Origin of the sequence: Streptomyces sp. NPDC002734 (assembly GCF_040295685.1) — a bacterium.
Lineage (GTDB): Bacteria > Actinomycetota > Actinomycetes > Streptomycetales > Streptomycetaceae > Streptomyces.
Map to the genome: position 1 here is coordinate 51,456 of NZ_JBEOVU010000021.1, position 26,706 is coordinate 78,161.

General features: G+C 74.2%; 27 protein-coding genes. 9 read left to right on the forward strand and 18 right to left on the reverse strand.

Features of this window, described 5'->3' with window-relative positions:
• The first annotated feature begins 173 nt into the window (after positions 1-173).
• Positions 174-1,577 carry a PP2C family protein-serine/threonine phosphatase gene (locus ABT026_RS19825; RefSeq protein WP_351115968.1) on the forward strand — a complete coding sequence of 468 codons (1,404 nt, stop codon included), beginning with the start codon at positions 174-176 and terminating at the stop codon, positions 1,575-1,577.
• 239 nt (positions 1,578-1,816) lie between these two features.
• Here ABT026_RS19825 and ABT026_RS19830 read toward each other — a convergent pair whose 3' ends face one another.
• Positions 1,817-3,301, reverse strand: coding sequence for a DNA-binding protein NsdB (locus ABT026_RS19830; protein WP_351115969.1), 1,485 nt, complete (start codon positions 3,299-3,301; stop codon positions 1,817-1,819).
• A 234-nt stretch (positions 3,302-3,535) separates the two neighbouring features.
• Between ABT026_RS19830 and ABT026_RS19835 the strand changes: the two genes are divergently transcribed.
• Together ABT026_RS19835 and ABT026_RS19840 are read left to right on the forward strand one after the other, a co-directional pair.
• Positions 3,536-4,660: an aminoglycoside phosphotransferase family protein gene (locus tag ABT026_RS19835; RefSeq protein WP_351115970.1), complete on the forward strand. Its 1,125-nt coding sequence runs from the start codon at positions 3,536-3,538 to the stop codon at positions 4,658-4,660.
• 217 nt (positions 4,661-4,877) lie between these two features.
• Positions 4,878-6,866 (forward strand): N-acetylmuramoyl-L-alanine amidase, encoded by a 1,989-nt coding sequence (locus ABT026_RS19840; protein WP_351115972.1) that lies wholly within the window; start codon positions 4,878-4,880, stop codon positions 6,864-6,866.
• Positions 6,867-6,984: 118 nt separating this feature from the next.
• Here ABT026_RS19840 and ABT026_RS19845 read toward each other — a convergent pair whose 3' ends face one another.
• From ABT026_RS19845 to ABT026_RS19870, 6 genes are all read right to left on the reverse strand, one after another.
• Positions 6,985-7,482, reverse strand: coding sequence for a hypothetical protein (locus tag ABT026_RS19845; protein WP_351115973.1), 498 nt, complete (start codon positions 7,480-7,482; stop codon positions 6,985-6,987).
• Between the two features lie 45 nt (positions 7,483-7,527).
• Positions 7,528-8,460 (reverse strand): universal stress protein, encoded by a 933-nt coding sequence (locus ABT026_RS19850; RefSeq protein ID WP_351115975.1) that lies wholly within the window; start codon positions 8,458-8,460, stop codon positions 7,528-7,530.
• A gap of 157 nt (positions 8,461-8,617) precedes the next feature.
• Entirely contained in the window at positions 8,618-8,863 is a 246-nt protein-coding gene (locus ABT026_RS19855) for a DUF397 domain-containing protein (RefSeq protein ID WP_351115976.1), read from the reverse strand.
• A 98-nt stretch (positions 8,864-8,961) separates the two neighbouring features.
• The gene (locus ABT026_RS19860; RefSeq protein ID WP_351115977.1) at positions 8,962-10,482 is read right to left on the reverse strand and encodes an acyl-CoA synthetase; all 1,521 of its coding nucleotides are present in this window, start codon (positions 10,480-10,482) and stop codon (positions 8,962-8,964) included.
• Positions 10,483-10,628: 146 nt separating this feature from the next.
• Positions 10,629-10,820: a DUF2795 domain-containing protein gene (locus ABT026_RS19865; RefSeq protein WP_351115979.1), complete on the reverse strand. Its 192-nt coding sequence runs from the start codon at positions 10,818-10,820 to the stop codon at positions 10,629-10,631.
• A gap of 84 nt (positions 10,821-10,904) precedes the next feature.
• A complete protein-coding gene (locus tag ABT026_RS19870; RefSeq protein WP_108955763.1) occupies positions 10,905-11,279 on the reverse strand; it encodes a four-helix bundle copper-binding protein in 375 nt (124 codons plus the stop codon).
• Positions 11,280-11,560: 281 nt separating this feature from the next.
• On the opposite strand from ABT026_RS19870, the gene ABT026_RS19875 reads away from it, so the two are divergent.
• Both ABT026_RS19875 and ABT026_RS19880 read left to right on the forward strand, forming a co-directional pair.
• Complete coding sequence (locus ABT026_RS19875) at positions 11,561-11,926, forward strand: DUF6479 family protein (RefSeq protein WP_351115980.1); 366 nt, start codon at positions 11,561-11,563, stop codon at positions 11,924-11,926.
• Positions 11,927-11,976: 50 nt separating this feature from the next.
• On the forward strand, positions 11,977-12,327 hold the full coding sequence (locus tag ABT026_RS19880; protein ID WP_351115981.1) for a DUF8129 domain-containing protein: 351 nt from the start codon (positions 11,977-11,979) through the stop codon (positions 12,325-12,327).
• A 15-nt stretch (positions 12,328-12,342) separates the two neighbouring features.
• Here the strand turns inward: ABT026_RS19880 and ABT026_RS19885 are convergent, their stop codons facing one another.
• Positions 12,343-13,086: a response regulator transcription factor gene (locus tag ABT026_RS19885; protein WP_351115982.1), complete on the reverse strand. Its 744-nt coding sequence runs from the start codon at positions 13,084-13,086 to the stop codon at positions 12,343-12,345.
• Positions 13,083-14,258 (reverse strand): sensor histidine kinase, encoded by a 1,176-nt coding sequence (locus tag ABT026_RS19890; RefSeq protein ID WP_351115984.1) that lies wholly within the window; start codon positions 14,256-14,258, stop codon positions 13,083-13,085. Before ABT026_RS19890 ends, ABT026_RS19885 begins: the two co-directional genes overlap by 4 nt.
• 110 nt (positions 14,259-14,368) lie before the next feature.
• Here ABT026_RS19890 and ABT026_RS19895 point away from each other — a divergent pair, with 110 nt between their 5' ends.
• Positions 14,369-15,901 carry a DUF1349 domain-containing protein gene (locus ABT026_RS19895; RefSeq protein WP_351115985.1) on the forward strand — a complete coding sequence of 511 codons (1,533 nt, stop codon included), beginning with the start codon at positions 14,369-14,371 and terminating at the stop codon, positions 15,899-15,901.
• A gap of 21 nt (positions 15,902-15,922) precedes the next feature.
• Here the strand turns inward: ABT026_RS19895 and ABT026_RS19900 are convergent, their stop codons facing one another.
• From ABT026_RS19900 to ABT026_RS19930, 7 genes are all read right to left on the reverse strand, one after another.
• On the reverse strand, positions 15,923-17,281 hold the full coding sequence (locus tag ABT026_RS19900) for an MFS transporter (protein ID WP_351115986.1): 1,359 nt from the start codon (positions 17,279-17,281) through the stop codon (positions 15,923-15,925).
• Positions 17,282-17,342: 61 nt separating this feature from the next.
• Entirely contained in the window at positions 17,343-18,029 is a 687-nt protein-coding gene (locus ABT026_RS19905; protein ID WP_351115988.1) for a leucine-rich repeat domain-containing protein, read from the reverse strand.
• Between the two features lie 35 nt (positions 18,030-18,064).
• Positions 18,065-18,601: a hypothetical protein gene (locus tag ABT026_RS19910; protein ID WP_351115989.1), complete on the reverse strand. Its 537-nt coding sequence runs from the start codon at positions 18,599-18,601 to the stop codon at positions 18,065-18,067.
• Between the two features lie 32 nt (positions 18,602-18,633).
• The gene (locus ABT026_RS19915; RefSeq protein ID WP_502968015.1) at positions 18,634-19,359 is read right to left on the reverse strand and encodes an N-acyl homoserine lactonase family protein; all 726 of its coding nucleotides are present in this window, start codon (positions 19,357-19,359) and stop codon (positions 18,634-18,636) included.
• A 221-nt stretch (positions 19,360-19,580) separates the two neighbouring features.
• The gene (locus ABT026_RS19920) at positions 19,581-19,976 is read right to left on the reverse strand and encodes a YunG family protein (RefSeq protein WP_351115992.1); all 396 of its coding nucleotides are present in this window, start codon (positions 19,974-19,976) and stop codon (positions 19,581-19,583) included.
• Positions 19,977-20,051: 75 nt separating this feature from the next.
• The gene (locus ABT026_RS19925) at positions 20,052-20,435 is read right to left on the reverse strand and encodes a PPOX class F420-dependent oxidoreductase (protein WP_351115994.1); all 384 of its coding nucleotides are present in this window, start codon (positions 20,433-20,435) and stop codon (positions 20,052-20,054) included.
• 19 nt (positions 20,436-20,454) lie between these two features.
• Positions 20,455-21,996: an AMP-binding protein gene (locus ABT026_RS19930; RefSeq protein ID WP_351115995.1), complete on the reverse strand. Its 1,542-nt coding sequence runs from the start codon at positions 21,994-21,996 to the stop codon at positions 20,455-20,457.
• 448 nt (positions 21,997-22,444) lie between these two features.
• On the opposite strand from ABT026_RS19930, the gene ABT026_RS19935 reads away from it, so the two are divergent.
• Positions 22,445-23,449: a fibronectin type III domain-containing protein gene (locus tag ABT026_RS19935; RefSeq protein ID WP_351115997.1), complete on the forward strand. Its 1,005-nt coding sequence runs from the start codon at positions 22,445-22,447 to the stop codon at positions 23,447-23,449.
• A gap of 179 nt (positions 23,450-23,628) precedes the next feature.
• Positions 23,629-24,198, forward strand: a complete 570-nt coding sequence (locus ABT026_RS19940; protein WP_351115998.1) for a hypothetical protein — start codon at positions 23,629-23,631, stop codon at positions 24,196-24,198.
• Positions 24,199-24,398: 200 nt separating this feature from the next.
• Here ABT026_RS19940 and ABT026_RS19945 read toward each other — a convergent pair whose 3' ends face one another.
• A complete protein-coding gene (locus ABT026_RS19945; RefSeq protein ID WP_351116000.1) occupies positions 24,399-25,220 on the reverse strand; it encodes a putative protein N(5)-glutamine methyltransferase in 822 nt (273 codons plus the stop codon).
• Between the two features lie 243 nt (positions 25,221-25,463).
• Here ABT026_RS19945 and ABT026_RS19950 point away from each other — a divergent pair, with 243 nt between their 5' ends.
• Positions 25,464-25,871: a MarR family winged helix-turn-helix transcriptional regulator gene (locus ABT026_RS19950; protein ID WP_351116075.1), complete on the forward strand. Its 408-nt coding sequence runs from the start codon at positions 25,464-25,466 to the stop codon at positions 25,869-25,871.
• Here the strand turns inward: ABT026_RS19950 and ABT026_RS19955 are convergent.
• Positions 25,826-26,635, reverse strand: coding sequence for a class I SAM-dependent methyltransferase (locus ABT026_RS19955; RefSeq protein WP_351116001.1), 810 nt, complete (start codon positions 26,633-26,635; stop codon positions 25,826-25,828). The genes ABT026_RS19950 and ABT026_RS19955 overlap by 46 nt on opposite strands.
• Between the last annotated feature and the right edge of the window lie 71 nt (positions 26,636-26,706).

Consider the following 26,706-nt stretch of genomic DNA (forward strand, 5'->3'; position numbering starts at 1 on the left):
GTTGGTCCCGTTTCTCTGGGCAGAAGGTCCCGGAAAGACTCTGGCATATGCCAGAAGCACCACTCCATCGAGTGTTGCCATTCCCCTTACAGGCAGTGGCGAGCTGTGCGAGAGTCGTATCCGGTTCACCGACCGGCCCCGGCCGTACCGTCTCCTCGACACCGGAGTTCGTCATGCCGTCCCATCTGTCCGCGGATCACTCCGCCGAGCGCTCGCCCCGCGGCGACGGCCCGGTGGAGGCGCTCATCACGCGGACGCGGCAGCTCAGGACGGACATGGACGCGGTCCGCCGCGACGTCGAGAGCGACGGCACGAATCCCGCGGACCGGTGGCAGCGCGCGCTGTACGACCTCGCGCTGCACCACCTGGAGGACCTCGACGAACATCTGGCGCAACTCCGCGAGGGCCCTCCGCCCGCGGCCGGTTCCCCCGAGGCGTTGCCCGCCTCGCCGGCCGCGGGCGACGCCGGGGCGGCTTCGGCCCCCGGCCGGATCGGCAGCGCGGAGTGGGAACTGCTGACCGACGAGGTCCGCTGGTCCGCCGAGTTCTACGAGATCCTCGGCATGGATCCCACCGCCCAGGCCCTGACCCTCGACGAGCTGCCTTCGCTGGTGCTCGACGAGGACCGGCCCCGGCTGACCGTCATGGTGACGGACTGCCTGGTCGACGGCCGGCCGATCGACGGCGAGTTCCGGATCACGCGTCCGGGCGACGGCAGGGTGCGGTCCGTGCACATGAAGGGCGAGCCCGTGCTCGACGCCGACGGCAACACCGCCTCCATGTGGGCGGTGCTGCGTGACGTCAGCGAACTGCGCCGTCACCGGCGGGCGGTGAGCGAGACCCGTGACTCGCTCGGCCGCCCCCGGCCGGCCCGGTCCGGGCAGGGGCTCGTGGTCGAGCCGCAGGAAGCCTTGCTCCCCCCGTGGCACGGCTCCCTGCGGCTCCCGCGACAGGGCGGGCCCGGCTCGCTGGAGCTGGCGGCGCACCGGCTGCCGCCCTCCTCCCCCGGCACGCCCGCGGGCGGCGACTGGTACGACGCCTGCGAGCTTCCCGACGGCGAGACCCTCATCGGCTTCGGCACGCTCACGGGCGAGCCGTCCACGGTGGCCTCGGGCACGGCCATGCTGATCGGCGGCCTGCGAGGCATGGCCCTCGCAGGCGCGGCCCCCGGGCAGCTGACCGCCTGGCTGGGCGACCTGCTGAGGACCGCCCGGACCGCGTCCGGTGCGCCGTCGCTCCGCGGCCCCGCCCTGTGCTGCCGCTACCGGGCGCCCGACAGGACGCTCAACTGGGCCGGCGGTCCCGCCCCGGTGCTGTTCCGGGACGGGACGGTGCGGGCACTCCGCTCCCCCGCCGGACAGGCCGGGACCCGGCAGCGGCTGGAGGCGGGAGACCTGCTGGTCCTCCACACGGCAGCACTGCTCGACGCCGACGGCGAACGCCGGCTGTCCGGGCTGGCGGAGAGCCTCCTCGACGAACCGTCCGCGCAGGGCGTGGTGCGGATACTGGCGGAGGAGTTCGGCGGCGACCTCCGCGACGACACGGCAGGCTTCCTCGTGGCCCGGGTGCGGGACTGAGGGACGGGTCGACGGCCCACTCCGCGCACGACGAATCCCGGCCCGGCGCACCACGAGTTCCGGCGCCGCGCACAGTCTCGCCGCCCACGGCCGCAGCGCAGCCGTACGACGGGCCTCGGCGCGCGCCACCGCCGGCGAACACCGCTCCTACCGCCCCCTGAACGACGTGCGCCCTGGGCGCATGCCGCTGCGGAGAGCCACTCTCACCGGGGGGGTGTCCCCACCCGCTCAGAACCTTCTCAGACCGCCGCGCCGCTCCCCGGCCGTTTGGGCTTGGGCAGGGCGAGCTGGATCTCCTCCCGCAGCTCCTCGATCTTCGGGTAGCTCGCGTACTGGCCCGTCAGGCGGTACATCTGCCGGAGCCGGTCCCAGGTGCGGTGCGAGGAGTTGTTCCCCATCGACACCAGGGCCAGCCGCGCGTACCGGTCCGCCTGCTCGGGATCGTCGGCGATGAAGCAGGCCGAGGCCATGGAGAGCCAGTCGAAGATCTTCGAGCGCTCCCGGCCGTTCGCCCTGAGGTCCAGCGCCTGCTTGGCGTGGTTCTGGGCCAGCGCCGCCGCGGAGGGCTCGTGCTCGGCGAGGGTGCGGTAGGCGAGCGCCTCCATGCCGTGCAGGTCGGCCTCGTCGAACATCTGCATCCAGCTGGGCGGAGCCACGTCACCCTTGTCGGAGACGAAGAGGTCCTCGGCTTGCCCCAGGGTGCGGCGCATGGCCTGGCCCTTGCCCATGGACGCCTGCGCCCATGCCTCGATGGTGTGCAGCATCGCCCTGGTCCGGGGCAGGACCTCCTCCCCCGCGCCGGACTTGGCCAGCTTCATCAGGTCCAGGGCGTCGTCGGGCCGGCCCAGGTGGACCATCTGACGGGCCGCCCGGGAGAGCGCCTCGCCGGCCCGGGGCCGGTCACCGCCCTCGCGCGCGGCGTGGGCCGCGATGATGAAGTACTTCTGCGCGGTGGGCTCCAGGCCCACGTCGTGCGACATCCAGCCCGCCAGGACGGCCAGGTTGGCGGCGACGCCCCACAGCCGGCGCTGCAGGTGGTCGGGGTGGTGGTAGGAGAGCATGCCGCCCACCTCGTTCAACTGGCCGACCACCGCCTTGCGTTGGAGGCCGCCTCCGCGCGAGGCGTCCCAGGCCCGGAAGACCTCGACGGAGCGTTCGAGCTCCTCGACCTCCTCGGAGCCCACCGGGGCCGCCTCGTACCGGTCGAACCCGGCCGGGTCCGCCCGCAGCAGTTCGTCGGTGCCGGGTTGTTCGGCCGTCAGGGCCGGGTCCGTGTTCAGCCACTGGTGCATGGCGCTGTGCAGCGCCGATCCTGCGGTGAGCGCGACGCCCGCGCCCACCAAGCCGCGTCGGTTGAGCATGAGGTCCATTCCCGTGAATTCGGTGAGGACCGCAGCCGTCCGCTCGGGCGCCCACGGCAGACCGTCGGGATTCTCCTCGCCGCGCTGCCGTTTCCCCGTTCGCCCTTGCCGGACCAGTCCGAGATCCTCGATGGTCACGACACGGCCGAGACGCTCGGTGAACAGAGCCGCCAGCACCCGCGGCACCGGATCGCGGGGAATCTCCCCCATGTCGATCCAGCGCCTCACCCGGGAGGTGTCGGTCGCCAGCTGCGGGTGGCCCATGGCCGCCGCCTGCCGGTTGACCAGCCTCGCGAGTTCGCCCTTGGTCCAGCCGACCAGGCCGAACACGTCCGCCAGGCGGGTGTTGGGTTGTCCGCTCACGTCAAGCCCCCAGGTTCTCGGCTGACTTGACATTAACGCGGGCCAAAGTGCCAAGCGACTATTCGCCAGGGTTCGCCAGGGGTCGCCAGTTGTCAGCCATGCCCCTGGTTGCGGTGGAGTAGAAGTGCGCCATCCCGCCCCGGTTCCTCACGGGGGCTCTCCCCAGGGTGCTCCCCGGGGGCCGGGGCGGATGGCGCGGTACCTCTCCTTGGCACACGAAGGGAACCGTCTCCCATGTACGCAGTGTCGTCCTCCGTGTCCGCCCCGCTCCGGCCGCAGACCCGCCCGGGCGCCGGCCCCTTTCTCGATCCGACCCGCCCGGTGCAGCCCTCGGGCCCCAGGCTGCGGCGGATGCCGCCCCAGGGCAGCGGGACGCTCAGCGGACGGCTCGACCTGTCAGGTCCGCAGGGCGCGCAGCTGCGGACCGCCGTCGCCTCCGTGCACCGCATCTGCCCCGAGTTCGCCCCCGTCCAGGTGCTGCGGCGCACCGGGCGTTCCGTGCTCCTGGTCGGGACGACAGGGCGCACCAACGCGGTCGCCAAGGTTTTACTGGACGACTCGCCGGCCTGGGCCGAGCGGATCAGGCACGAGATAGCTGCATACCGGTCCTTCGTCAGGCACCGGCCCCCCGTGCGGGTGCCGAGGCTGATCGCGGCGGATCCGGACAACTGCACGCTGGTCATCGAGCGCATGCCGGGGCGAGCCGCCGCGTTGCACCGGCACCCGGCGGAGACCCCTCCGCGGGCGGACGTGCGCGCGGCGCTGGGGGCGATCTGCCGGCTCAACGCCTGGCGGCCTCCGGCGGGCACCTTCTCCGCGCCGCTGGACTACGCGGCGCGGATCAACCGGTACCACGCGCTGGGCCTGCTCACCGACCGCGACCTGGGGGACCTGCAGAAGCTGCTGCACGGCATCGCGCACTCGTCGGGCAGGCAGGGGATGGGGCAGTTCTGTCACGGTGACGCGCTGCTCTCCAACATCCTCGTCTCGCCGACGGGCCCGGTGCTGGTGGACTGGGAGCACGCCGGCTGGTACCTGCCGGGCTACGACCTGGCGACGCTGTGGACGGTGCTGGGAGACGCGCCGGACCTGCGACGTCAGATCAGCCAGCTGGCTCAGCAGCAGGGCCCGGCGGCCCGGGACGCCTTCCTGGTCAACCTGATGCTGATCCTGACCCGGGAGATCCGTACCTACGAGACGGCCGTCCAGCGCACGATGCAGGACATCGCGCCCGCGCCGGTGGCGGCCCCGGCGGGCGCGATCCCCACCGGGGAGGAGCAGCGGCTGCTGCTGCGGCGGCTGCACGACGACGCCCAGATGGCGCGGCGGGCGGTGCGGGCGGCGGTGGGCACCCGCTGACGCGGATGTCGGTGCCGCGGTGACGCCTCGGGGCCCGGTTCGCCGGGCCCCGAGGCGTTCTCCGGTCGCTCCGGCGCCCCTCGCGGGAGGGTGCGGACCACCCGACACAACTTTGTTGCATGCGCACGTCATTGACGGGGCGGCAGGATACCGATATCCCTGACGCACATCCGCCCCGCTCACCCCGTACGCGTACAGCAGTCCCCGGGAGGACGCTTTGCGAGGATCCGCCACCGCCCCCACTCCCCTGCCGAAGGCCGGGCGTCCGTCGCGCCGGCGCACGGCCGGAGCCGTCGCCGCCGCGGCCCTGCTGCTGCCTCTGCTGGGGGCCGCACCCGGGGCCCAGGCCGCGGAGGGGCCGCTGAGCGACGCGTTCGCCCGGGCCGCCGCCGAGTACGAGGTACCGCGGAGCGTGCTGCTGGGCGTCTCCTACCTGGAGTCCCGCTGGGACGCGCACGCCGGGCTGCCCAGCGTCTCCGGCGGCTACGGCCCGATGCACCTCACCGATCTGTCCGGCGCCCTGGCCGAGGCGCCGCACCACAGCGACGGCGCGGAGGATCCGCGCGGCGACGAGGCACGGCCGCTGGTGGTCCCGGAGGCCGCGGGCGCCGAGGCGCCCGAGGCGTCGGAGCTCCCCGCGCGCCTGCGCACCCTGGACGCGGCCGCCGAGCTCACCGGGCTGCCGGCCGACGAGCTGCGCGAGGACCCGGCGGCCAACGTGGAGGGTGGCGCGGCCCTGCTCGCGCGGACCCAGCGGGAGCTGGGGCAGCCCTTCAGCGATGATCCGGCCGACTGGTACGCCGCGGTCGCCCGGTACTCCGGCGCGCAGGACAGCGCGACGGCCGCGATGTTCGCCCAGGACGTGTTCTCGGTGATCTCGGCCGGCCAGGAGCGGGTGACGGACACCGGAGAGCGGATCGTGCTGACGGCCGACCCGCGGGCGGTGGCGGACCCGGCGCAGCTGGAGCGGGCGGGGCTGCGGAAGCTGGACCAGGACGGGACGGAGTGCCCCGCCACGCTGGCCTGCGAGTGGATCCCGGCGCCCTACGAGCACCTCGGCGGCGACGACCCGGGCAACTACGGCAACCACGACCTGGCGAACCGTCCCGAGGACCAGTCGATCGACTACATCGTGGTCCACTCCACCGAGGCGACCTGGGACACCACGCTGATGCTGGTCCAGCGCCCGAACTACCTGGCGTGGCACTACTCGATCCGTTCCTCCGACGGTCATGTCGCCCAGCACGTGAAGGCCCGGGACGTCGGCTGGCACGCGGGCAACTGGTACGTGAACGCGCACTCGATCGGTGTGGAGCAGGAGGCGTTCCTGGCGCAGCCGGACGCCTGGTTCACGGAGTCGCTGTACCGTTCCTCCGCCCGCCTGGTGAAGTACCTGGCGAAGGAGCACGACGTGCCCCTGGACCGGCAGCACATCCTGAGCCATGACGCGATCCCCGGGGTGACCGCCGCCAACATCCCCGGCATGCACACCGACCCCGGTCCGTACTGGGACTGGGCGCACTACTTCCAGCTGATGGGCGCGTCCTTCCACCAGAACGCGAACCCGCACGACGACGTGGTGACCATCCGGCCGGACTACGCGTCGAACCAGCCGGTCTACACCGGCTGCGAGCGCGCCGGGGTGGCCTGCGCGCCGCACGGCTCCAGCGAGGTGCGGCTGTACTCGGCACCGTCCGAGGACGCTCCGCTGGTGAAGGACATCGGCCTGTACCCGAAGAACGAGGGACGGACCACGATCGGGGTGAACGACGTGGGCGCCCGCGCCTCGACCGGTCAGCAGTTCGTGGTGGCGGAGCGGGCCGGAGACTGGACGGCGATCTGGTACCTGGGGCAGAAGGCCTGGTTCCGCAACCCGGCGGAGCAGCGGACGGCGGTGCCGACGAAGGGCCTGGTGGTGACCCCGAAGGCCGGGCGTGAGTCGGTGCCGGTGTACGGGCGTGCCTATCCGGAGGCGTCGGCCTACCCGGCGGGGGTCCCGGTGCAGGCGCTGGCCCCTCTGCCCTACCGTTTCGAGGCCGGCCAGCGGTACGTGGCGGGTGACCGGTTCCACCCGGAGTACTTCTGGAACACGACGTACGGCGGCCGGGGCACCGTGGTGCGCGGGCAGGACGACTACTACCAGATCCAGCTGGGGCACCGGGTGGCCTTCGTGAAGGCCTCCGACGTGGACGTCGTCGCACGGTGACGCGTCTGCCGTGATCCGCGTGCCGTGAGCGACGCGCGGGTCACGGAGCGGACGCGGAAGGGGCCGGACCACTCGGTGGTCCGGCCCCTTCGTACGCCGGTCGTGCCGCGCCGGTCGCTCAGCCCTGGCGGAACAGCTCGGCGGGCAGCGGCTTGAGGAGCGCGTAGAGGTCCTCGGTGATCGGGCGGTCCCAGGAGGCGATGGTGACCAGGACGTTGTCACTGCGGTCGAACTGCACGCAGGAGATCCGGCTCTCGGAGAGCTTGAGGCGGCGGACCACGAGCAGGTTGTCGCCCTGGAGCACCGGGACGTCCTCGGAGCCGACGACGGTGACCTCCTCGTCGTTCTCCAGGGCCAGCAGCAGCTGGGCCACCTCGAACGGCACCTCGTCCTCGGTGACGTCACGGGCGGGCGAGCCCTCGGGCAGGTTCCCGATGATCATCGCGGGTCCGCGGTTGCCGAACAGGTCGTAGCGGAGGAAGACGCCCTGGCAGCTTCCGTCGGGCGCGGGCAGCAGACCGGCGCCGAGGTTGCCGGGCCAGTCGCCCGGGTCCATGGCCAGGACGTCGAAGTCGGGCCCGGCGGGCGTGGCGCTGCGGCGGCGGAGGAACGACATGCCGCAATGGTACGTGGCCCGCCGGGCTTCACGGTGTGCGGGAGTTCACTCCCGGCCGGTGCCCTCGTCCGCGGGGTGGGCGGTTTCTCCCTGCGGGTGCGGGACCACCACGGCCACCGGTGAGGCGGCGTGCAGCAGGACCGCCTGGGTGACCGAGCCGACCATCCGGGTCGGGACCAGCAGCCGCCTCTGGTGGCGGCCGACCACGACCAGCTCGGCGTCCCGGGAGTGGGCGACCAGGCGGCCGGCCGCGTCCCCGCCGTCCACCGCGAGGTCGACCTCGACGCGGGGGTGCCGCTCGCGGAGCGGGGCGAGCCGTTCCTCGGCGAGCGTCCGCGTCTCGGCGGCCACGCTCGCCTCCTCGATCACCGGCAGCGAGAACTCTCCGGGCACCGCCCACATCTGCGGGGGCCAGGGGTAGACGGCGACGGCCTGGACCCGCACCCGGCGCAGCTCGGCCTCCGCGAAGGCGAACTCCAGTGCGGCGTCGCCGGCGTGGTCGACGCCGAGACCGACGACGATCCGGGGTCCGGCGGAGGCGTCGGCGAGCTCCTGCGGGACCTGGCGTCCGGGCCGCGGGACGACCACCACCGGGCAGTGGGCGTCCCGGGCGGCGGCGATGCCGGTGGAGCCGAGCAGCAGGCTGGCGAAGCCGCCGCGGCCCCGGGAGCCGACGACCAGCAGGGAGCCCTCGGTGCTGACCTCGGCCAGGACGCTCCCGGGGCTGCCGACCCGGCTCAGGTACTCGACGTCGGGCCGGCCGCCCACGCGCTGTTCGATCCGGGCGCGCACCTGGTCCAGGACGGGGTCGTCGGCGGTGTCCACCGCGACGAACTCGGGGGGCGCCCAGGCCGGGTACTGGCGCACGTGCAGCACCCGCAGGGGCACGCCCCGCATCAGCGCGGTCAGCACCGCCCATTCCAGGGCCCGCAGGCTGTCTTCCGATCCGTCGACCGCCGCGATGACCGGCAGGGTCATGTGGTCCCTCACCTCCGGAGTTCGGCATTCCACTGTGCCCGCCCAGCCTCGCCCAGCGGGCGGGGCCGTTGCGGGAAGCGGTGGCCGAGTGTCCGGAATTCGCGGCGGAAACCCTCGTGCGGCCCTCCGGTGCGGGATCGGGGCCTGCCGGGCGGCCTCAGGTCAGGTCGAACTCGCCCTTGCGGGCGTCCGAGACGAAGACGCCCCACTCGTCGGGGCTGAAGATCAGGGACGGGCTCTCGGGCCGGCGGCTGTTGCGCATCGCGATGAATCCCTCGACGAAGGCGATCTGGACGTCTCCGTGTCCGCGGCTGCTGGAACGCCATTCGGCCTGGCTGAGGTCGAGGTGCTCCGGCTTGTCCCATCCGGTGCGCCGCTGCTGCTGGGTGGTGCTGTCGGCCACGTCCGTGCTCCTCCCGTTGGGGTCGGCGGTCAGCCTACCGACCGGTCAGGGCCGCCGACAGGCCCCGTACCGCGGCGGGCGCGGCACGGGGCGGCGGTTCAGGCGCCGGCCGCGCCGTGGCGGTCGCGCAGTTCGCGCTTGAGGATCTTTCCGCTGGCGTTGCGCGGCAGTGCGTCGACGAGGACGACACGCTTGGGCGCCTTGAAGGACGCCAGCCGCTCCTTGGCATGGGCCACGAGGTCGTCCTCGGTGACCTCGCCCCGGCGCACCACGAAGGCGGTGACGGCCTCGATCCAGCGTGCGTCGGGCAGGCCGACGACGGCCACCTCGGCGACCTCGGGGTGCGTGTAGAGGGCGTCCTCCACCTGCCGGGAGGCGACCAGCACCCCGCCGGAGTTGATCACGTCCTTCACCCGGTCGACGATGGTGTGGTAGCCGTCCGCGTCGCGCACGGCCAGGTCGCCGGAGTGGAACCAGCCGTCGCGGAAGGCCTCCTGGGTCTCCTCGGGCTTGTCCCAGTAGCCCTCGCACAGTTGCGGGGAGCGGTAGACGACCTCGCCGGGGGTGCCGTCGGGGACGTCCTTGCCGTTCTCGTCCACGACGCGGGCCTCGACGAAGAGGACGGGGCGGCCGCAGGAGTCCATCCGGCCCTCGTGCTCGTCGGGTCCGAGCACCATGGCGAGGGGGCCGATCTCGCTCTGCCCGAAGCAGTTGAAGAAGGCGAGGCCGGGGAGGCGTTCACGCAGCCGCTCGAGGACCGGCACGGGCATGATGGAGGCCCCGTAGAAGGCCTTGCGCAGCGCGCCGAGGTCGCGGGTGGCGAAGTCGGGGCGGTTGGCGAGGGCGATCCACACGGTGGGCGGGGCGAACACGCTGTCGGCGCGGCCGGTTTCGATCAGGTCGAAGAGGCGGTCGCCGTCGGGGGCGTCGAGGATGGTGTTCCGGGCGCCCACGGCGAGGTAGGGCAGCAGGAAGACGTGCATCTGCGCCGAGTGGTAGAGCGGCAGCGCGTGCACGGGCCGGTCCTCGGCGCTCAGGCCGAGCGCGGTGACGGCGCTCAAGTACTCGTGGACCAGCGCGCGGTGGGTCATCATCGCGCCCTTGGGCAGTGCGGTGGTGCCCGAGGTGTAGAGGAGCTGGACCAGGTCCTCGGCGTCCGGTCCGGGGCCGTCGTAGGGGGCGGTGGAGGCGAGGCGGCCGAGCAGCGAGTCGTCCGCGTCGCGCAGCGCGAGGACGGGAACGTCCTGCGGGAGACGGCCGGCGAGCGCGGGGTCGACGAGGACGAGGGTGCTGCCCGACTGGCCCAGCAGGTACGACAGGTCGTCGCCGGTGAGGTTCTGGTTGACCGGCACGTGGACCAGGCCGGCCCGGGCGCAGGCGAGGTAACCGATCAGGTAGGCGTCGGAGTTGTGGCCGTAGGAGGCGACGCGGTCCCCGGGCCGCAGCCCGTGCGAGCGCAGCACGGCGGCCGCGCGGGAGACCGCGTCGTCGAGTTCGGCGTAGGTCCACGACCGGTCCGCGTAGTCGACCGCGGTCCGGTCCGGGGTGCGGCGCGCGCTGCGGCGCAGGACGGCGTCGACGGTACTGGCGTTGCCGCTGCCGGCGGTGGTTCGGCTCATGGCGCCGATCCTGCGTGCGGGCTGCGGCGCAGGTCAAGAGGCCGGTGGACACGCGAAAGACCCGCCGGCTCCGGCGCCGCTCGGTGAGCGGGGGCCACGCCGACGGGCCGCGGGCCAGGACTGCGACCCTCTCGCCGTCCGGTGGGTCAGCCCTTGAACACCGCCTTCTGCACCTCGTTGGGGCCGTCGAAGCTGTCCTGGCGGAGGCTTTCGAGCTTCTCGACCAGGGAGCCGTCGGCGTGGTTGCTCCGGGCACGGTCGACGAGGGACTTCTTGTCCGTCGGGTAGTCCATGCCGCTGAGGGCCTTCTGCAGGGCGATCGGGTTCGGGTCGGCCATGGTGTGCCTCCTGGGGAGGTGGTCCTGTCGGAGAACTTCGGGCCCGCGCTAGGCGGCGAGCGTGGCAAGGTGCTCCGGCCCGCGCTAGGCGGCGAGCGTGGCGAGGAACTCCGTGCACGCCTCGGCGCACAGGCGGCAGGCCTTGGCCGCCTCCTCCGCCCCGGGGCAGGCGTCGAAGACCTCGGCGCACTCCAGGCACACGGTGCGGCACCACTCCACCTGCATCCGCAGCCCGGCCTCGTCCAGTCCGGTCTGCTCGGACAGCACCCGGCAGGTCGCGTCGCACACCTCGGCGCACATGATGCCCTTGCGCCGGGCGCGGTCCTGCGCCTCGGTGCCGTCCGGATCCATGAACCCCGCGCGCAGGGCGCAGGCCCTCGCACACTCGGTGCAGGCCTGCGCGCAGGCGAACCGGTCCTCCAGGAACCGGTACAGCTCGTCCTGGGATGCGCTCGTCACGTGGCCCGAGTTGCCCCGGCCCGCGGTGTCAAACGCCTGGCCCCGGGCACCCGGCGTCCAGGAGACCGACGGAGGGAAGGAGTGGTCCGCTTGCCCGGCCGTGAGGAACTGCCGTCCACCGTGGAGCGCTCCTCCGAGGAGGCCGCCCGAGCTGCTCGACGCGATCCGCCGGGGGAACCACGCGCGGACCCGCGCCGCACGAGAAGGCGAATGACCGACGTACCGGCGGCAGACACGCCGCGTATCGGTTCATATCAACCGATTGAGGGTAGATAGTAACCATGAGCTATGAATGGGTGGATTTCGCTCTGGAAGAGGGACAGATCGGCGGCCTCGCTCCGTTCATCCTCGGCGCGATCGTGGCCGCGGCGCTGATCGGCGCGGTCGTCTTCGGCTGGCGGGTCCGCCAGCGTGAGCCGCGCAGGCCGACGCCGGAGGAGCAGCCCAAGATGCCGCCGGGCGGTCCGGTGCGGGAGGACCGTTCGACCCGGGACGCGGACGACATTCCCCGCACGGACCACGACCGGCTCACGCCGCACCAGCTCGACCAGCAGGGCACCGTCCCCTCCGAGGAGGAGCCGCCGCGCCCGCGCTGGAACGAGGGCAGCAGCGGGGGCTTCGGCAGTGGGGGCGGCGGCCACCGCTGACGCGAGGCCGATGTCCTGCCGTACTTCACGCGGGAAGCGAGTGAGTGATCATGGACCGTTCCGGCCGCGAGGACCTTCCGTTGTCCGACTACGACCAGCTGCCGCTCGGCTCCCTGGAGAGCCGGATCCGCTCGCTGACGTCGGACCAGGTGGAGAAGCTGCTGACCCACGAGAAGGAGCACGCCCACCGGGTGCCCGCCACCCAGGTGCTCTCCGCCCGGCTGGATCAGCTCCGCGACGGCGCCGAGCCGACCGGGGGCGATCCGTCCGGGCTCCGTCCGGAGGCCGGCGGCACGCCGGGCGGCTCGCCGGTGTCACCGCGGACCTCGGCCCAGCCGTTCAGTCCGCCGCCGCACGGCACCCCCGATCAGCGCGGCAAGCCGAAGGGCGACCGTTTCTGATTCCGCCGCGCTCCCTCAGCCGAAGGGCCCCGGGCTCCCCCGCCCGGGGCCCTTCGGCACGTCCGGGCGCCGACGGCCCTGCGGGGTCCCGGCGTCGTCGGGCCCGGCGACGCGGTAGCCCACCCCGGGTGTCGTCAGGACGACCGGCGGGCCGCCCAGCTTGCGCCGCAGCCGGCCGACGGTGACGGCCACCGTGTTGGTGAAGGGGTCGGCGTTCTCGTCCCAGACCCGTTCCAGCAGGGCCTCGGCGCTCAGGAAGCCGGGCCGCGCGTGCAGCAGCGCCTCGAGCACGGAGAACTCCTTCACGGACAGCTCCACGGGGCGTCCGTCGCGCACCACGGTCCGGCGCACCGGGTCGAGCTCGAGGCCCGCGGCGCGCAGCACCCGGGCCCGGGCGCCCGGCCGTCGGCGGGCCAGGGACCGGACGCGCAGGACCAGCTCGGGAAAGTGGAAGGGTTTGGCGAGGTAGTCGTCGGCGCCCAGGGTCAGGCCACTGACCCGGTCGCCGGGCTCCCCCGCGGCGGTCAGCATGAGCACCATGGCGCGGTCGTCCCGTTCGGTGATCATCCGGCAGAGCGTGTCGCCGTGGATGCCGGGCAGGTCACGGTCGAGAAGCACCACGTCGTAGGTGTTGAGGTCGAGCTTGGCGGCGGCGGTGAGTCCGTCGTACGCGACGTCGACGGCCATCCCCTGGTCCCGGAGCCCTTCGGCGACGACCTCGGCGAGCGATCCGGCGTCCTCCACCAGCAGGATCCTCACCGGGTCACGCTCCCGGGAACGGCCGCGGCCGCCGGCAGTTCCACCGTGACCCGCAGACCGCCCTCCGGTCGGGCCAGCAGATCGAGGCGCCCGCCGTGCGCGGCCGCGATCGCGGCGACGATCGACAGGCCCAGTCCCGAACTCCCCGCCGGCCCCGTCCGGTCCGCGCCCAGTCGTTCGAACGGCTGGGCCAGCCGGTCCACCCGCGCCTGGTCGAAGAGCCTCCCGCCGGTGACGACCACCAGCCGCACCTGTGCGCCGTCGTCCTCGGTGCTCAGCCGGACCAGGCCGCCCCGGTGGTTGTGGATGATCGCGTTGTCGACCAGGTTCTCCACCATCCGGGCCAGCAGGGCGGCGCTGCCGTTGGTCCGCACGTCCGGCCGTGTCCCTTCCTCGACCGTCAACTCCTTCGCGGCGATTCCGCCGGCCCGTGCGCGCACCGCCTCCCGCGCCAGTTCGCCGAGCGGGACCGGGGCCGCGTCGGCGAGGGCCGCGGTCGCCTCGTGCTGTGCCCGGGCCAGGATCAGGAGGCCGTCCAGCAGGTGGTCGACCCGGTCCAGTTCGGCCCGTACCCGCTCGGCGAGCGCGACGGTCTCCGCGGCGGGCGCCGGTTTGGCGACGGCGACGTCCAGCGACGCGCGCATCGTCGCCAGCGGGGTGCGCAGTTCGTGCGAGGCGTTGCCGGTGAAGCGGCGCTGCGCGAGGAACGAGGCCTCGAGGCGGGCCAGGAGACCGTCGACGGTGTCGGCGAGCTCCTTCACCTCGTCGGCGGGTCCGGTCACGGCGAGCCGCTGGTGCAGGTTCTCCGCGGAGATCCGCCGGGTCGCGGCGGTGATCAGGCGCAGCGGGCGCAGGACCCGTGCGGCGAGGATCCGGCCGAGCAGGAGCGAGACGCCCGCCGTCACCGCCAGCGCGACCAGCGATCCGACCAGCAGCTGGTGGTCGCGCTGTGCGTGCACCTCGGCCAGGCGGCCCTGCAGGTCCGCCACGAGCTGCTCGGCGGCGGGGCCGGACAGCCGGCCCGGGGGCGGTCCGGTGGCGACGGTGCTCTCCCGTACGCCCGACATGAGGTTGGTGAGGGCGATCAGCACCGTCCCGGAGCCGAGGATGGCGGCGGTGTAGAGGACGGTGAAACGCCGTCCGACGGTCGCGCCCGGAAGCCGCTGGTACATGTCGTCGTCCCCCTCGCGTCCGGCGGGCCCCACTATGCCCCGCCGCGCCTAACAGCAGCATGACAAAGGCGGTTCGGTCCCCGTTACGGCCGCGTCCGTAGAACCGGTCCATGACTGCGAACCAGAAGTGTCTCCGTCGGGAGTGGGCCGCGTTCCGGCGTCCGGCACGGTGGGCGGCCCTGGCGTTCTTCGTCCTGGTCGTCGTCGCGGGTGGGCTGTTGCCGGCCTTCGGCGGCCGCGTCTCCTGCGACGACCCGTGTCCGGCGCGGCCCACCGGGCCGGACGGCTCCCCCGTCAACGACCAGTTCTCCTTCCTGCACCGCGACCTGGGCGAGCGGGGCGGCATCACCGTCCGGATGACCTCCATGACCGGGACGATCACCTATCCGCCGCCGGACCACGACCGGATCGTCCCGGGTCTGGTGCCCTGGGCGAAGGCGGGGATCATCGTCAAGGACGGCGTGCGGCAGGGCTCTCCCTACGCGGCGCTGATGCTCTCCGGCCACCACGGCGTGCGGATGCAGCACGGTTACCGGCACGACGTCGCGGGCCGCGCGGGAGGCGTCTCGGCCACCTCTCCCCGCTGGCTGCGGCTGACGCGGGCGGGCGACACCGTCACCGGCTTCGAGTCGCCGGACGGCGAACGGTGGACCAGGGTGGGCGCCGCACGACTGCCGGGTCTGCCCTCCGCCGTGCAGGTGGGTCTGTTCGCGGCCTCCCCCGGCGATCTGACGCTGCGGCCCGCCGGGCTGGGCGGCGCCACGCAACAGGTGCGTTTCACCCAGGCGTCCGGCGTCTTCGACCATGTCGGCCTGGAGGGCGCCGCCGCGGGCGGCTGGCGGTGGGACGCGGTCGGTGAGATGAACCGGACCGACTGGGAGAAGGACCACCTGCCGTCCGGGGCGGTGGAGAAGGGCGGCCGGATCACCGTGACCGGCATCGGCGACATCGGGCCGCGCGACACCGAGGGGGCCCGGCCGGTGGAGCGGACGCTCGTCGGGCTGCCGCTGGGGCTGCTGCCGGTGCTGGTCGTCGCGGTGCGGTTCGCCGCCTCCCGCGACCGCGGCACACCGCTCGTGCGCCGGGTCCTGGCGGCCAGGGCGGCGGTCGTCGGTGCCGTCCCGTTCGTTGCCGGTCTGCTCGCGGTGGGCGTGGTCCTGCCGCTCGGCGTCGCGATCATGGAGAGCAACGGCGTCGCCGTCCCGGCGGTGTCCGCGTCCACGGAGGTGCGGGTCGTCGTCGCCACGGCCGCGGCCCTGGCCCTTGCGGCCGTGTTCACGGTGGCGCTCGGCTCCCTGCTGCGGCGCACCTGGCTCGCGCTGGGCGCCGCGGTCCTGACGGTCGTGGTCCCGTACCTGGTGGCGTCCGTCCCGCTGCTGTCCGACGAGGTGTCCCGGTGGCTGCTGCGGGTCACTCCCGCCGCGGGCTTCGCCGCGCAGCAGACGCTGGTCGAGCATCGCCATGTGGTCGCGCACTACGCGCCCTCCACGGGGTACTTCCCGCTGGCGTGGTGGGCCGGCCTCGCCGTGCTCGCCGCGTACGCGGTGGCGTTCCTGTGGCTCGCGGCGCGCCGGCTCCCGCGGGGCGGGGAGGACATGGTCCACCCGTCCGTGGACGCGCCGGGGGCCCCTGTCGGGGCGTGACCGGGGGGCGGGGCGTCCGGGTCAGGCGGCCTCGGCGGCGCCGAGGTCCTCGCCGGGTTCCTCGCCGGGTTCCCGGCCGCCGTGGCGGGCCTTCGGCCGGACCACGAGGGCGGCGGCCACCAGGGCGAGGGTGGCCGCCCCCGAGGCTGCCAGCACGGTGCGCGGTCCGAGGGCGGCGGTGAGGGGACCGCCGAGCGCGGCGCCCGTCGGGGAGGACGCCAGCAGGGCGGCGCCCCGCACGGCGAGCACGGTGGTCAGCCACGCCGCGGGGGTGCGGTCCTGGAAGAGGGTGAAGGACAGTGCGGTGAACGGGCCGTAGATCAGGCCGCCGAGGGCGAAACAGGTGACGGTGACGACGGGCGGCGCCCCGAAGCCGAACGGCAGGAGCACGGTTCCCCAGCCGGCGACGATACCGAGCGCCGTCGGCCACAGCGGCAGTCTCCGCAGCGTTCCGGCGGCGAGCGAGCCGAGTACCGCTCCGGCGCTGAAGAGCGTCCAGTACAGGCCGAGGAGGTGCGGGCCCTGGCGCAGGTCCTCGGTGACGTGCAGCGGCAGGGCCACCTCGACGGGGCCGTAGAGGAAGAAGAAGGACCAGGTGAGGACCAGGATGCCGAGCAGCTCGGGCCGTTGCCGGAAGAGGCCGAGGACGGCGAAGGGCTTGCCGCCGGGGCCGCCCGCCGGGCCCGCGGCGTCCGCCCCGCCCGCCCTGCCCGGTCGGCCCGTCCCGCCCGGCCGCTCGTCGGCAGCGGCGTCGGGGCGGACCCTGACCGCGCCGAGCGCGAGGACGGCGAAGGTCAGCGCGTCGATGCCGATGATCCAGGCGGGGCTCAGCACGGTGATCAGCACACCGGCCAAAGCGGGACCGAACACCATGGCGGCCGAGGCGCTGGAGCTGACCAGGGCGTTGGCGGCGAGCCGCCGTTCGGGCGCCAGGAGGTCGGCGAGCAGCGTGTACTTGCCCGCGCTGCCCCAGGCGTGCAGCAGGGAGGAGGAGGCCAGCAGCACCACGTACAGCCAGGGGGTGAGCACGCCGAGCACCCACGCCAGGGGCACGCAGGCGAGCATGACCGCCCGCAGCGCGGCGTCGGCGAACAGCAGCCGCCGGGCGGGGAAGGCGCGCATCCACCGCCCGAGCACCAGGGCGCCGACGGCTCCGGGCAGCGCGTAGGCGGCGACCGCGGTGCCGACGTAGAGCCCGCGGTTCCCGTCGGGCGCCAGCAGGACGGCGAGCCACGGCACGGTCACCACGGCCATCCCGTCACCGAAGTCGGACGCGGCGAAGGCGAACAGCAGCCGTCTGAACGGCCGGTGCGCGAACAGGGGGCGGTAGGCCGGGGGCAGCTTGGGCAGCCTGGCCCGGCCGGTTCCAGGTGCGGTCACCGGGACAGCTTCACGCCAGGAGTGCGAGGGAAGTCAAGACTGTGTCGGTCCGGTGACGCGATCAGGCCACCACGACGCAGCCGCGCCGCTCCAGGGCGACGGCCACCGGGTCGTCACGGGGGTCGACGACGAGATCGTTCCACCGCAGGTCGAGCTTCTCCAGGGAGGGGAGTTCGGTCAGCCACGGGGGCAGGCGGCCGATCCGGTTGCCCCGCAGGTCGAGGGTGCGCAGCAGGGGCAGGCCGGCGAGCGGGGCGGGGACCTCGGTGAGCAGGTTGTCGCGCAGCTCGAGGTGCCTCAGCTCCCGCAACCGGGAGGTGGAGGCGGGGAGTTCGGTGAGGCGGTTGCCCTTGAGCCACAGTTCCCGCAGCCTCGCGAGGTCGCCGATCCGCTCGGGGAGCGCCGTCAACGCGTTGTGCTGAGCGCGCAGTTCCACCAGGGCGGCCATGCGGGTGAGGGAGTCGGGCAGTTCGGCCAGGCGGTTGTCGCCGACGTTGACGAGCCGCAGCGCGGTCAGCCGGCCCAGTTCGCGGGGCAGACGGGTCAGGCGGTTGTCGTGGAGGTAGAGGCAGCCGGTGAGCCCGGTCAACTCCCCGAGCTCGGGCGGAAGTTCGGTGAGCGCGTTGTGGCCGAGGTCGAGCGTGGTGAGCTGCCGGAGCCCGCCGACGGCGGGCGACAGCTCGGTGAGGTCGTTGTCGGCGAGGATCAGCACGCGCAGCTCGCGCCGGTCCCAGACGGACTCCGGCACCGCGCCGAGGTGGCGGCGCCACAGGTTCAGCGTGCTCAGAGTCGCTCCTCGAGGAAGCGTTCCAGTTGGCCGATCAGGTCGTCGGCCTCACCGAGGGGAACGCTGCGGTCGGTGACGACGGCGTGGCCGTCGTGCTCCAGGGTGTAGACGAACATGTCGCGGGCGCCCTCGTCGACGCTGCGGGGCGGTAGCGCGGCGAAGTCGACCTTCTCCAGCAGGCCCCGCAGCCGGTCGCGGTCCACGCCGTTGAGCGGATCGGCCTCCCGGACGCCCTCCTTGCGGTCGCTGATCTCCACGGTGCCGTCGGTGGACGCCAGGATGGAGCGGCGGACGCCGGCGATCCCGCCGGAGACGGTGAGGCGGACGGTCTCGGGCCGCTCGCTCGGCGTCGCCCCGTCACCGCCCTGCTCCCCCGGCTCACTCGGCGCTTCACCCGACGGCGACGTCGATCGCGGCGAGGGCGAGAGGGACGCCCCGTCCGGCTGGGACGCCTCCACCGACCCGCAGGCGGCCAGCAGCAGGCAGGTGGCGGCCAGCAGGGCGGGGCCACGGCCTCGCATCCGGTACGGCATCTCGGACTCCTTCCGCCTGGCAGGTCCAGGTCTCACACGGTAGCCGCCCCCTCGTCCCCCGGCTCCCGGACCGCGCAGTCGTGGGCGAAGAGCACCCGCCGGGGTGCGAGGGCGGCGATCCTGTCCATCCATGGACGGTGGAAAGGCAGAGGAGGTTCCGTGCCGTCGAGGGCGGCGCGACGGGCCAGGTGGTCCGCGGAGAAGTGGGAGGCGAGGTCGTACGCCTGTCCGGCGACCACGACGACGCCGGCGGAGGTCGTCACCGCCAGGGACTGGTGCCCCTCGGTGTGGCCGGGAGTCGGGAGGACGTGAACGCCCGGCCAGAGCTCCGCCTCGCCGTCCAGTTCCTCGTACCGCGCGCCGGGGAAGTCGACCAGGTGGTCCGCGGTGTACCCGCCGGCCCGGGCGGCGGACAGCTCGGTCCTCTGCACCACGACCGATCGCCCCGTGAGACCGCGGTTGCCGCCGCAGTGGTCGAAGTGCAGGTGGCAGTTGACCACCAGGTCGACATCCCCCGGGCCGACGCCGGCAGCGGCGAGCGCCTCGGGCAGGGACCTGCGGCGCGGACGGTAGTGGGCCTCGGTGGCGGGGCCGGCGTCGCCCATGCCGGTGTCGAAGAGCAGCAGTCCGCGTGCGTGACGCACCAGATAGGCCAGCACCGGTTCCACCCGGGGTTCGGGACCCCCGGTCTCGGCGGCGGGGCGGACGAAGTACCCGAGGTCGAGGCGGCGTACGGAGACGACGGTCATGCCGCCCATCCTCCCGGCGCCCCGCCCGGCTGTCGTCCGCCTCTGCCCAGGGCAGAGGCCCGGGGCCGGCCGGTGAGGCAGGTCGGCCGCTCCGGCCGTGCGCCGCGCGGTCGATCGGTGCGGCTGCGCGCCGTGCAGCGGGCCGGCCCGGCCGTGCGCCACGCGGTCAGGAGTATCGGCCGGTCCGGCGTTCGCACCGCGGGGGCCGGTTGGGAGTCCGCGCGGCGCGGTCAAGGGGTGGTGGCGGGCGCGCCGAGTTTGCGCAGGACGCGGGCGCGCAGGAGTTCGTATTCCTCGCGGCAGCGGCGGATCTCCGCGGGGCGGGCGATCACCCGGCCGCCGGTGACGGTCTCGTCGGGGCCGAACTGCTCGCGGGTGAGGTCGATCTCCACGCCCGCGCCGAGGCGGTTCCACCAGTGGTAGTCGGTCCACCGGCCGTCGGCGTGGACCTCACCGCGGATCAGTTCGCCGCCCAGCAGGTCGTGGAGGACCAGCGCGGTGACGCCGCACTGGTCGCGGGCCGGGTTGTCCGGGCGCCAGTGCGGCCGGTACTCGGGGGTGCACGTCTCGGCGCTCCAACTGGCGCGGATCGCCTGCTCGACGTCGGTCAACAGCAACGGACTCATGCTCCCGATGCTGCCGCACCCCACCGACAACGCCGGACCGGGACGCCCGCCCCGGGCGTCCCGCACGGCGCCGGATCAGTCCGCCGGGCCGATCAGGACCGCGACCGTGGCGTCGCGCCCCCCGCGCAACCGGCTGCCGAGCAGGGTCAGGCGGCCCGTCAGCCCGTACTTGCGGGCGATGCCCCGGCGGACCCGCGCCGTCTCCTCGGGCGTGCCCAGACGGGCGCGGGCCTCGACGGCCTCGCCGCGGAGGTTGCCGCGGAAGTCGCACGGGGCCACCGTCACCCGGCCGTCGCGCCGGAGGCGCTTGACCTTGCCGCTGTCCGCCCTGGTCCACACCGCCAGGGCGCCCTCCCCGTCCGGCACCACCCAGACGGGGGTGGCCACCGCCCGCCCGTCCTTGCGGAACGTCGTGACCGAGACGTACGGGGCGGCGGCCAGGGCGTCGAGAGTGTTCATGAACGGGCAGGCTACCCGGTCAGTTGACGCCGCGGTCGGCTCCCTCCCAGTAGGGCCGGCGCAGTTTGAACTTCTGGATCTTCCCGGTGGCGGTCCGCGGGATGGAGTCGCGGAACTCGACGCTGGTGGGCGCCTTGTACCCGGCCGCCCGCTCCTTGCAGTGGGCGATGATCTCGGCCTCCTCCGCGCGGGCCCCCTCGGCGAGGACCACCAGCGCCTTGACCGTCTCGCCCCACTTCTCGTGCGGCACGCCGATCACCGCGACCTCGGCGACCGCCGGGTGGCTGAAGATCACGTCCTCGACCTCGATGGAGCTCACGTTCTCGCCGCCGGTGATGATGACGTCCTTCTTGCGGTCGGAGATGGTGAGGTGGCCGTCGTCCGGGTCGAGGAAGCCCCCGTCGCCGGTGTGGAACCAGCCGTCGTCCAGCGCGTCGGCGGTGGCCTCCGGCTTCTCCCAGTAGCCCTCCATCACGGTGTTGGAGCGGGCCAGCACCTCGCCGGTGCCGGAGACCCTCAGCCGGGTGCCGAGGGTGGGCAGCCCGGCGCGGGACAGCCGGTGGGCGCGCTGCTCGGCGGGCAGGGCGTCGTCGCCGGGCAGGGAGCGGTTGAAGGTGAGCAGCGGCGCGGTCTCGGTGAGGCCGTAGATCTGCAGGAACTCCCAGCCGAGTTCCTCGTTCACCCGCTGGATGGTGCGGCTGGGCGGCGGCGCGCCCGCGCAGACGATGCGCACGCGGTCGCGGCCGGGGATCTCGCCCTCCCAGTCGGCGGCGGCGTCGAGGACCGCGTTCCACACGGCGGGGGCGCCGCACATCAGGGTGACGCCGTGCCGCTCGACGCGGCGCAGGATCTCGGCGCCGTCGACCTTGCGCAGGACGATCTGCGGCACGCCGAGGCCGGCCATCACGAACGGCATGCCCCAGCCGTTGCAGTGGAACATGGGCAGGACGTGCATGTACACGTCGCGTTCCCAGGCCCGGGTGTGCAGGCCGAAGGTGAGGGCGTCCACCCAGATGTTGCGGTGGGTGAGCTGGACGCCCTTGGGGCGGGCGGTCGTGCCGGAGGTGTAGTTGATGGTGGCGGTGGCGTTCTCGTCCGGCTCCGACCAGGGGCGCGGCTCGACGTCGAAGCGCATCAGCGTCCGCTCGGTCTCCTCGCCGAGAACGAAACGGTGGCGGACGGAGACCTGCGCGAGCTCGGCGTCGAGTTCGGGATCCACCAGGAGCACCGAGGCTCCGCTCTGGCGGACGATGTAGTCGACCTCGTCGGGCCGCAGGCGGAAGTTGACGGGCACGCAGATCCGTCCGCTCATCGGTACCGCGAAGAGCAGTTCGAGGAGCCGGGCCGAGTTGTGGCTGACCACGGCGATCCGCTCGCCCTCGGCGACGCCCAGCGCGTCGAAGCCCGCCTGCCAGGCGCGCACCCGTTCGGCGAAGCGGCCGTAGGTGCTCGGCGGCACGGGCCGGGCCGGCTGGTCGAGCTCGTCCACCACCCCGGGGCCGGCGGCGAAGCCCGCCTCCGCCCGGTCGAGGAAGTCCGCGATGGTCATGGGCACCCGCATCGTTCTCACTCCTCCGTACGGTGGCCCGGCGGTCCCGCCGGGCCGGCCAAGGTCCGAACATCTCATCACCCCCGCGCTCCCAGGTGAACACCGCGACGGCAGGTGCGGCCGGAAGAGATCGTGAAGAGACGGCAGAGGTCTCCCAGGGCCGCGCGCCCGGGCACGCGGGAGGGCCGGCCACGAGCGGGAGCGGGGCACGAGGGAGGGCCGGGACGGACCTGCGCCTCGTCCCGGCCCCCGCTCCCCGCCCGGCGCGTGAACAGCGACGACAGCGGATCCGCGCCGGCGGCCGTCGGCCGACCCGCCGTCAGGTCGGCCCGGCCGCAAGGGGGTTCAGCATACGTACAGCTGTGCCCGCCGGGTCAACGGCCGGACTCTTGATGTGCCCGCGTCAGCGTGCGCATATTGGTACGGACCAATGTTCGTGTCCTGTCGGCGGAGGTTCGGTATGGCTGGTGCGGAGCGCGTTCCCCGTCGGGCGGCCCGGTGCTGCGGCGCCCTGCTCATCGCGGTCCTGACCACGTCGTGCGGCTGGGGCGCGACCGCCGGCGAGGAGGACGGCGGGCGGCTCCCCGCGGCCCCGGCCGGCGTCACCGCGCAGGCGGGCAGCGCCACCAGCGTGCATGTGATGTGGAGCCGGGTGGCCGACAACGGCTCCCGGGTGGAGGCCTACGAGGTGTACCGCGGTTCCGCCAAGGTGAAGGAGGTCGCCGCCTCCGAGCACATGACGGACGTGGTGCGGCTGAAGGCGGACACCGCCTACACCTTCCATGTGCGGGCCCGCTCCGCCGACGGCCGGCTGGGCCCGCGCAGCGCCGTCGTGCGGGCCACCACCCCCGCCGCCGGCGCCGCCGACACCCGTGCGCCGTCAGCGCCGAAGCGCCTGGAGGGCCGCGCCGTGGGCAGCCGGGCGGCGCAGTTGTCCTGGGAGGCGGCCACGGACGACCAGGAGGTGGTCTCCTACGAGATCCACCAGGGCTCGACGAAGATCCACAGCGTGGGCGGCGCGCAGACCGCCGCGGTGGTCACCGGCCTGCGCCCCGGGACCCGTTACTCCTTCACGGTGCGGGCCAGGGACGCGGCCGGGAACCTCTCCCCCGCCGGCGGCCGGGTCCGGGTCGCCACCACCGGGGCGAAGGAGGACGACGGGCGCGCCACGGCCCCCGCCGCGTTCCGCGCGAAGGCGGTGCGGGCGGACGGCGCCTGGCACCTGGAGATCTCCTGGGAGCCGCCGCCGGCCGACGGCGTGATCACCGAGTACCGGATCCACCTCGACGGGCGGCCGGCCACCACGCTGGTGTGGGGCGGCGAGGCCCCGGACGGCCGGGCGACCCACCGCTTCTACCTCGGCGGGGAGGCCGGGGAGACCCACCGGGTGCGCCTGCGCGCGAAGCTTCCGGACGGCACGTGGGGCGGCTTCTCGCCGGAGCGGACGGTGACCACCGGCCGGTGAGGCAGGGGCCACCGGTGTGCCACCGGTGCGGGTCCCTCCGCGGGGCGTCACCTGTCCGGGTGCTCCCCGGGTGCGCCCGGCGCGCCGGGGACGTTGGCTGTCCCCGAGGGCGGTACGGGCCTCCCGATCCTCGGCGGCGCCAGGAATGTCCGCCAGCCGTGCCGCCGGAGGTCAGACCCATGCGTACACCTCGCGTCATCGTCCGATCAGGCCTGACCGTGGCCGCCGCCACCCTGCCGCTCGCCTTCGCAGGGTCGGCCGTCGCCGCCCCGGGCATCTCCGTGAGCACCAGCGGCACCACCGTCGCGGTCACCACCAGCGCCTGCACCCAGACCAACGGCAGTTGGGGCACCGCCTCGCTGCTGAACAGCACCCAGAACACGTTCGCCGAGGGCCGTCAGGTCGCCCTGTCGGGCTCGGCCACCAGCCAGTCGGCGGCCTGGTCGAGCGTCTCCCCCGGCACCTACACGGTGATCGTCCGGTGCTCGAACAACAGCACGGCGGGCACCCAGTCCGTCATCGTCTCGGGCGCCCGGCCCACAGCCACGCCCACGTCCACCCCGACCTCCACGGCGACTCCGACCGTGTCGGCCACCGCCTCCCCCACGCGCGGCGTGATGGGCGGCATCGGCGGCGCCGTGAAGGACCACACCACCCTCACCCTGGTCGCGGGCGGCGCTCTGGTCGCCGCCGGGGTCGGCGGCGGCGCCTGGTACCTGCGCCGCCGGGCCAGGCCGCACCGATTCTGAGCGGTTCTCCGAAGGCGCCGCACCTGGGCCGCCGCCCGGCAGGACAGCCGGACGGCGGCCCAGGCGTGTCGCGGGGCCCGCGCGGTCGCGGGGCCCGCGCATGTCGTGAGGTCGCGCGTGTCGTGAGGCCCGCGCATGTCGTGAGGCCCGCGCAACGCATGTCGTGAGGTCAGCGCACCCGCCCTCGGGAGCCCCGCCCGTCAGCGGGCGGGCGTCGCGGCCGGGAGCACACCGGTGATCACATGGGCCTCGCTGTCCTCGCAGACCGCCACCCCCGCAATCAGACCGGCCTCCGCGAAGGCCCGCCGCGCCGCCGGGGCCTGACGGCCGCTCGTCTCGGCGAGCAGGCAGCCGCCGGGGGCGAGCCAGGCGGGGGCACCCCCGGCCACCCGGCGCAGCACGGCGAGTCCGTCGGGGCCGCCGTCCAGGGCGGCGGACGGTTCGTGCTCGCGCGCCTCGGCGGGCAGCAGGCGGATGTCCGCGCTCGGCACGTAGGGCACGTTGGCGACGAGGATCTCGACGCGTCCGCGCAGGCCCGCGGGCAGGGCGGCGAACAGGTCCCCGTGGTGGACCCGGCCGCCCCAGGGCGCGAGGTTCCGCCCGGCGCAGTCCACGGCGGCGGGATCGATGTCGGCGGCGTGGAGCTCCGCTCCGGGCAGCGCGGCGGCGAGCGCCGCCCCGAGCGCACCCGACCCGCAGCACAGGTCGACGACCACCCTCGCCGCGGGCGCGAGCGCCAGGGCGCGCCCGACCAGGAACTCGGTGCGGCGGCGCGGCACGAAGACCCCCGGGGCGACGTCGATCCGCAGTCCGCGGAACTCGGCCCAGCCGACGACGTGTTCCAGCGGCTCCCCGGCCGCGCGCCTGGCCACCAGGGAGGCGAGCCGGTCCGGCGTGTCCGCCGCGGCGGCCAGAAGAGCGGCCTCCTCCTCGGCGAAGACGCAGCCCGCGGCGCGCAGCGCGGCGACCACGGCGTCCGGGGCGGCCGGCGGAACGGGGGATGATGTCCGGGGAGTTGTCATCGGCCTCGGCTGTCGGTGGCGGTGGCGACGGGGCGGCTGTCGGTGGCGGGCGGCGGGGCGGCGGACCCGCTCGGGCGCGGCCACCCTACCCAGCGCCCCCCGGCCGGGCATCCGCATTGTCCGCGCCGTGGCGGTGCCTGGTCTCCCACCTCCGGCCGCCGTGGTTGTATTCTGCAACCAGAACGTGAGGAGGTTCCCGTGAACTCTGGCGCCGATGTGGCGATCGAGACGATCCACCGCGAGATGACGTCGTTCGCCCGCCGGGCGCGCGCCCTGGCCGGCCGGCTGCATCCGGAACTGTCCCTGGTCTCGTTCGCGCTGCTGGGGCACCTGGAGGAGGGCTCCGGCTGCCGCGCCACCGACCTGGCGGAGTACTACGCGCTGGACAAGTCCACGGTCAGCCGTCAGGTCGCGGTGCTGGAGCGCGAGGGTCTGGTGGAGCGCCGCCAGGACACGGAGGACCAGCGGGTGCAGGTGCTGCAGCTCACCGAGGCGGGGCGCCGGATACTCGCCCGGGTGACCGAGCGCCGGCGGGCCGCGTTCAAGGAACGGCTGAACGGCTGGCCGGAGGAGGACCTGGTCCGCTTCGCCGCCTACCTGGAGCGCTACAACGCCGGGCCGTCGGGCGGTCCCGCCTCGCCGGAGGACTGAGCGGGTACCGCGGGGCGGGTGGCGACGACCAGGCGGCAGCGCGGGCTGCCGTCCTCGCGGCGGCCGAACTCCGGCATCGCGTAGGTCTCCACGGCGAACCCGGTCCGGGCGAGGGCGTCGCGCAGCGTCCCGAAGGTCAGGACGCGGTAGTACATGACGAACCGCGGGCGCCACACGGCGTTGCGGATCCGCATGGCCGTGTCGAAGGCCCGCAGCCCCAGGGCCTGCCGGGATCCCGGGCGGGGAGGCCCGGGCAGGGGGAAGGCGAGGCGTCCGCCGGGGCGGAGCACGGTGAACGCCTGCCCGAGGAGGGCGGGCAGGTCGCGGGGCAGGAAGTGGCCCAGGGCGCCGAAGGTGACCGCCAGGTCGAACGACTCCGGGGCGAGGGGGAGGTCGCGCGCGTCCGCGCGGACCAGGTCCGCCCACGGGGCGGCGAGGTGGGCGCGGTCCAGCATGCCGGCGCTGAGGTCCACGCCGGTGACGCTTCGGGGGCACAGGTCCCGCAGGACGCCGAGCCCGGCGCCGGTGCCGCAGCACAGGTCGAGGCCGTCCGCGAAGGGCCCCAGCGGCGCCAGGGCGTCCCGTGTCGCCCGCAGGAAGCGGTCGGGGGTGCGGAACGAGGTGTGGTCGAACATCGGGGCCAGCAGGTCGTAGCCGTGCTCGACGGAGGACAGCGCCTGGACGGCGAGCTGACCGAGCGTCGGCCCCCGCGGAGCGGTCGTCTGCGGGACGGCCTTTGGGGCGTGCGCCTTCGGAGCGGACATTCTCGGAGCATAACGGCGGCCGTACGGCATCCGGGTGTCGCTCGGCCCGATCCGGCCGTGGCGTGCGGCGC